This is a genomic window from Streptomyces minutiscleroticus (assembly GCF_014650875.1).
In the GTDB taxonomy this organism is placed as follows: domain Bacteria; phylum Actinomycetota; class Actinomycetes; order Streptomycetales; family Streptomycetaceae; genus Streptomyces; species Streptomyces minutiscleroticus.
On the sequence record NZ_BMVU01000015.1, the window covers coordinates 148,266 to 154,377 of the forward strand.

The window sequence follows — 6,112 nt, forward strand, 5'->3', positions numbered from 1 at the left end:
ATCCCCCGGCGCGCGGCACGGTCGCACGCGCCCCAACTGCCCGGCCGGGACGGTGTCTTCGCAGGCCGGGGCGATTGTCAGTGGTCGCCCCTACGGTCCTTCCCATGACGCGATCCATGCAGGCCGTGGCCTATTCCCGACCCTCCGCGCTGGAGTCCTCAGCCGGCGGGCCCCGCCTGGGACTCGAGACCTCGCGGGGTGCGACCCCCCGCGGGATCGAGGACCATCCCCGCTTCTTCGCGGGGTTCCTGACACATCCTCAGGTGGCGTCCGCGGGGCTGCTGGCCGTGGCCGACGTGGCGGCGGCCCGGTACCACCAGCGGCAGTCGCCCGCCTCGCTGGACCCGGTGGTGACGGGCAACGGCGACCGGCTGCGCTTCGAGTCCTTCTCCGGCTGCTGCGGGGTGTACGCGCGCCTGGACGTCCTGGGCGAGGGCCTGGACGGCGGCGACATCGGGCACGGTACGACGAACGTCGACGTCAACAACCCGCTGCGGGAAGCCCTGTCGCGGATCGGCGCGGACGACCCGCTGCATCTGCGCGTCGGCCCCGACGAATTGGCGGTGACCACGCTGGACGGGCCCGTGGTCGAGAAGAAGGTGCCGCTGCCGGACCGCTGGCTGCGCGGTTTCGCGGAGGCCCAGGTGCTGGCCTCCTCCTTCGAGCTGCGGGCGGAGCTGCCCGCCGCGGAGGCCGTCCGCTTCCTGCGGTCGCTGCCCCGGGGCACGGCGCGCGGCGCCTCGCGCGGCGTCCAGTGGGTGGTGCCCGCGGGCCGTGCGCTCAGGCCGACGACCCGCCCGGTGCCGGGCGCCGTGTGCCTGCCGGGCCCCGAGCGGCTCGCGGCGCTCCAGCGGGTGCTGCGGCACGCGACGGCCCTGCGCGTGTACGGACCGGCGGTGACCGGCGGCGCCGCGGCCGCGAGCGCCTGGGAGGTCGTCCTGCCGGGCATGCGTCTGACGCTGACGCTGTCGCCCGAGACCTCCCGCGGCTTCTCCGGCGAGGGCGGCGTCCTGGACGCGCTCGCCACCGACGAGGCGGCGCAGGACGCGGAGCTGATCGCGGTGCTGCTGGCCTGGGAGCCGCGCATCGACGTCACGGACCTGGCCGCCGCCTCCGGACTGCCGGCCGGGCGGGTGCGGGCGGCCCTGGTGCGGCTGGGCACGTCGGGCCGCGTGGGGTACGACGCGGCGGAGGCGGCCTACTTCCATCGCGAGCTGCCGTACGACGCGCAGCGCGCGGAGCGCCACAACCCCAGACTGCGGGCGGCCCGCGACCTCGTGGCGGCGGGCGCGGTGGCGCTGGACGGGGACGTGGGCACGGTCACCGCGGAGGACGGCCACGTCCACCGGGTGCGGGACGACGCGGGCACGCTGAGCTGCAGCTGCCTGTGGTGGGCGAAGTACCGCGGCGGGCGCGGCCCGTGCAAGCACGCGCTGGCGGTGCGCATGGTGCGCAGGGAAGCGGCGGCGGGCCGGCAGGGCGTGCCGGTCGGCGGAGGTGCGCGATGAGCGCCGAGTCCCTGGTGGAGGCCGTGCGGGCCGGGCGGACCGGCGAGGCGGTGCGCCTGCTGGCGGACGTGCCCGACGCCGGGCGGCGGGCCTGCCTGCCCGCCCTGAAGGAGCTGCGCAAGGAGGTGCGGGCCGATCCGTGGGGGGCCAGGGCGCGCAAGGTGTGCCCGGCCCTGCACGCGGTGGGGGCGGCGTGCCACACCGGGGCCGCCGCCGCGGCCACCTGGATCGCCGCCTCGGACATGCGCTGGAACCAGGCGGGTCCGGGCACCCTGCTGCACGTCCTGGGCGGCCGGGACCCGCGGTGGCTCGGCGACCTCGTGCACCGGCTGGCCGCGCGCCCGGCCTCCGCCGCGGTGCCGTACGAGCTGATGGCGGGGCTGGTGCGGCTCGCGGGCTGCCCGGTGCCGACGACGGACGCCTACGTCCAGGGGTGGGTCGAGCACGTCTCCGGCGTGTGGCAGACCGGGGGCACGGTCGCGGACCGGCTGCGCCGGGACCCGCACGTGGCCGAGCTGGTCGCCGCCCTCTGCGCCTCCACGGAGGCGCTCGGGCAGGTGGTCTGGATGTTCGGCGACGGCCCGGACCCCTGGCCGCCCGCCCTGGCGCGGCTGACGCGCGAGGGCGTGCTCGACCGCAAGGTGATGGTCGACGCCTGCGTGGCCCGGCTGCTGCGCGGCGGCGCCCCGTCCGAGCAGCGCGCCTTCCTGCGGCTTCTCGAGTGCCTCGACCTGACGCCCGAGGAGCGGCGCGAGCGTTGCGCCGACTGGACGGCGCTGGCCGCCGACGCCCTGTCGACCGTGGCGGCGCACGCGCAGTCGGTGCTCGGCGCGCTGGCGCTCGACGGCGAGCTGACGCCGCGTCAGCTCGCGGAGACGAGCACGGCCGTCCTCTTCCGCAGCGAGAAGAAGCTCGTCCGGGCGCAGCTCGTCCTGCTGGGCAAGGTGCTGCGGCGCGACGCCTCGGCCGCGGCCGAGCTGCTGCCCGCGGCGGCCGAGGCGTTCGGGCACGAGGACACCGAGGTGCAGGAGCGCGCCCTGAAGCTCGTGGGCAGGCACCTCGACGCGCTGCCCGCGCGGGCGCGGGAGGAGGTGACGGCCCTGACGGACCGGCTGAGCCCCGGGCTGCGCGCCGGCGCGGCGGAGCTGCTCGGCACGGAGGTGCCCGCCGCCGGTCAGGACGCGTACGAGGAGATCCTGCCGCCGGCCCCGGAGCCGGTCCGGCTGGCTCCGCCCCCGAGGACGGCGGCCGAGGTGGCCGAGGAGGTCTCGGCCCTGCTGGCGTCCGGTGGCGACGTGGCCACGTTCGAGCGCGCGCTGGACGGGCTCGCCCGCCACGCCCACCGGGACCGGGAGGCGCTGGCCGAGGCCCTGGAGCCGGTCGTCGCCCGGCGCTGGTGGGCCCACGACGACATGCCGCGCGAGAACGTCGAGCAGTACTTCCGCGACCGGTCGAACGGCGTGGAGGTGGTCGTCGCGAGCCTCCTCGGCTCGGTGCGCACCGGCGCGCTCATCGCCGCGACGCATCGCGGGCACTCCGGCGACCGGTGCGTACACTCCGCGCTGACCAGGCCCTACGACGCCCGGATGCGGGAGCTGGCGTACCGGGTGCGCACGGACCCGCCGCCGTTCCTGCTGGCCACACCGACCTGGGGCTCGGGTCTGCTGGAGCCGGAGGAACTGGCGGGACGGCTGGAGGAGTACCGCGCGCTCGGGGCCCGCGCCGGGGAGGCCGACTTCGCGCAGGCGCTGCTGCGGGTGCGCCGGGACGACCCCGGCGCGGCCGCCCGCGCGGCGGAGCGGGCGGCCGCGCTCGGCACACCGGAGGGCGAGCGGCTGGCGCGCTGGCTGACGGCCACGGCCCCGCTGCTCCCCACCAGCGGACGGCGGACCCTGGGCAACCGGATATCCGTCGAGTTCGGCGAGCTGCTCGACCTCCAGCAGGAGCTGCCGGAGGAGTTCCGTCAGCTGGGGCGTCCGCTGTACCCCTTCAGCGGCAGCACGTACTGCTGGCACTGGGACCAGGACGAGCAGCGGCACTGGGCCGCCGTCCTGCCCGGCCACCGGGAGCTGCTGGCCGGCCGGGTCCTGCGCGACGTGTCCGGGGCGGTGGTGGACGCGTCGGCCGGAGCCGCGTCGATCCTGCCCCTCCTGGCCGAGGCCGAGGGGCCCGCGGGCGAGGCGACGCACCTGTGCCTGGCGTACGGGCTCGGCTCCCGTCACTCCGGGAACCGCCTCAGCGCGGTGGACGCCCTGCTGGTGCTGGCGGCACGCGGCCAGCTGGACGCGGAGCGGCTGGGCACGGACCTCGGCGAGCTGATGGACCTGGACACGGTGAAGCCGTCACGGCTCGCGGACGCGCTGCGCACGGCCGCCTCGACGGGGGCCTGCGCCACGGTCTGGGCGATACTCCGGGCCGCGCTGCCGGCACCACTCGCCGGCCTCGCGGCCCCGGCGGACGCGGCGGTCCCGGCGAGTACGGCGGCCTCGGCGGACACGGCGACCTCGGCGGACGCAGTGGACACGGCGGAGGCCGCGACGCCGGCGGCGGGGACGACCGCCGCGCGGTCGGCGGCCGCCGCAGGGTCCGCGACCGCCGCCGTGTCCACTGCGTCCGCCGCGCCACCGCGAGGGCTCGGCGACCTGCTGGCCGTGGCGGCCGAGTGCGCCGAACGGACCGGTGCGCGCGGGCACCTGCCGCACCTGGACCGGGCTGCGGACCGCCGCGGCTCCTCGCGCCTGGTCGCCCAGGCCCGCCGGCTGCGCACGGCGTTGACGCTGCCGCCGGCGGCCTGACGCCCGGGCCGGACCGCGAAGGGGGCGCGGTCCGGCCACCGTGCGTGACCGGATCCCGCCGCCGGGCCTCCGACCGCCCTCCTCACCAGCAGAAACGGCTCAAATGGCCAGGATTCCGATTAACCCATCGGTCACAAAGCGTTCGTGATCACGCAACACCGTTCCTTCACAGTGGAACCATGAGAAAGGACATGTCTGATGTGACGCGTGCGAAGCACGGCCGTCCCGTCCGCCACTGGCGCCGGAACCTGCTGGAGCTGGCGGCCCTGCTGACGGCGGTCGCCGCCGTCGACGCCGTGACGGACCTGGCCGGGTACGGCCCCGACGGCCCGGCCCTCCTCCTGGGCGCGGCGGTCGTCCTGGCCGCCTCGGCGGCCTTCCACACATGGTGGTCACGCCGCCACGGTCACGCACCGCCCGCGGACGATACCGGTGCCCGGCCGTCCGCCGCCGCGCGGGAGGCCGGGCGGGCGGCGGCGCCGGACGCCGGCGGCTCCGTCCCGCGGTCCGTCGCCGGGGAGTCGTCCCTGTGGCGGATGCGGACGACGGTGCGCGACGAGCCGGGTTCGCTGGCCGCGCTGTGCACGGCGCTGGCGGAGCATCGGGTGGACATCCTCAGCCTCCAGACGCACCCGCTGGCCGAGGGCACGGTGGACGAGTTCCTGCTGCGGGCGCCCACCGCGCTCGAGGCCTCCGGGATCACGGGGGCGGTCGCCGCGGCCGGCGGCAGCGGCACCTGGATCGAGCGGGCCGACGCCCACGACCTGGTGGACGCCCCCACCCGCATCCTGGGCCTGGCCTCCCGCACCGCGCTGGACGCGGCGGAACTGCCGCTCGCTCTGCGCCAGTTGCTGGGCCGGTGCACCATCCGCTCCCTGCCCGCCACGTCGGTGACCGGCAGCCGGCTCCAGGACGGCACGCCGGCCGAGGGGACCCTCGACGACACCGTGATGCGGCTGCGCGCACCCGAAGGCGGAGTGATCACCGTGGAGCGGCCGTACCTGCCGTTCACGCCCACCGAGTTCGCCCGGGCCCGGGCCCTGGTCGAGCTGGACGCCCGGCTCGGTCCGCGCGTCCCGCTCGGCCAGGACGTGCTGACCCTGCCGCGGGGCGGCGCCATCACCGTGCGCCGGGCCGGCACCGAGGACGTCGGGGCCGCCAAGGCGATGCACGAGCGGTGCTCCCCGCGGACGCTGAGCATGCGCTACCACGGTCCCGTCGGCGACGCCGACCGCTACCTCGACCACCTGCTCAGCCCGCGTTTCGGCCGCACGCTCGCCGCGCAGACCCCCTCGGGGCGCGTCGTGGGCCTCGGCCACCTGCTCTGGGACGGCGACGAGACGGAGGTCGCGCTGCTCGTCGAGGACGAGTGGCAGCGGCGCGGCATCGGCGCCGAACTGCTCGGTCGGCTGGTCGCGATGGCCGCCGAGGCGGGCTGCGAGAACGTGTACGCGGTCACGCAGGCGTCCAACACCGGCATGGTCGCCGCGATGCGCGGACTCGGCCTGCCCCTCGACTACCAGATCGAGGAGGGCACGCTGGTGATCACCGCCCGTCTGGAGACGGCCCCGGCCGCCCCGCAGCCGCCGCACCACCGCTTCGAGGAGCACGAGCACTCCGTACGGGACTGAACCGGGCGACGCGGGACCGGCGGCCCCGCGCAGGACCGGCCCGGAGCCTCCGCACCCGTGCGGAGGCACGGAGCCGGTCCGGAGCCTCGTACGGGAAGACCTGCGAAGACCCGGCGAGAGCCTGCGGAGATCTGTGACGTGGGGGAGCGGCGGGGTGCCGCCCGGTCCGGGCGGCACC

At 77.0% G+C, this 6,112-nt stretch carries 3 protein-coding genes; all 3 read left to right on the forward strand.

All coding sequences use genetic code 11. The features are described 5' to 3' along the window. Positions 1 to 104 precede the first annotated feature (104 nt). The 3 genes from IE271_RS17545 to IE271_RS17555 all read left to right on the forward strand — a co-directional run bounded on the left by IE271_RS17545 (position 105) and on the right by IE271_RS17555 (position 5,934). The gene (locus IE271_RS17545; protein WP_190191267.1) at positions 105 to 1,508 is read left to right on the forward strand and encodes an SWIM zinc finger family protein; all 1,404 of its coding nucleotides are present in this window, start codon (positions 105 to 107) and stop codon (positions 1,506 to 1,508) included. Next, entirely contained in the window at positions 1,505 to 4,303 is a 2,799-nt protein-coding gene (locus tag IE271_RS42060; protein ID WP_229919386.1) for a DUF6493 family protein, read from the forward strand. The genes IE271_RS17545 and IE271_RS42060 overlap by 4 nt, the downstream gene beginning before the upstream one ends. Before the next feature lie 191 nt (positions 4,304 to 4,494). Next, positions 4,495 to 5,934, forward strand: a complete 1,440-nt coding sequence (locus IE271_RS17555) for a GNAT family N-acetyltransferase (RefSeq protein ID WP_190191268.1) — start codon at positions 4,495 to 4,497, stop codon at positions 5,932 to 5,934. The last annotated feature ends 178 nt before the right edge of the window (positions 5,935 to 6,112 follow it).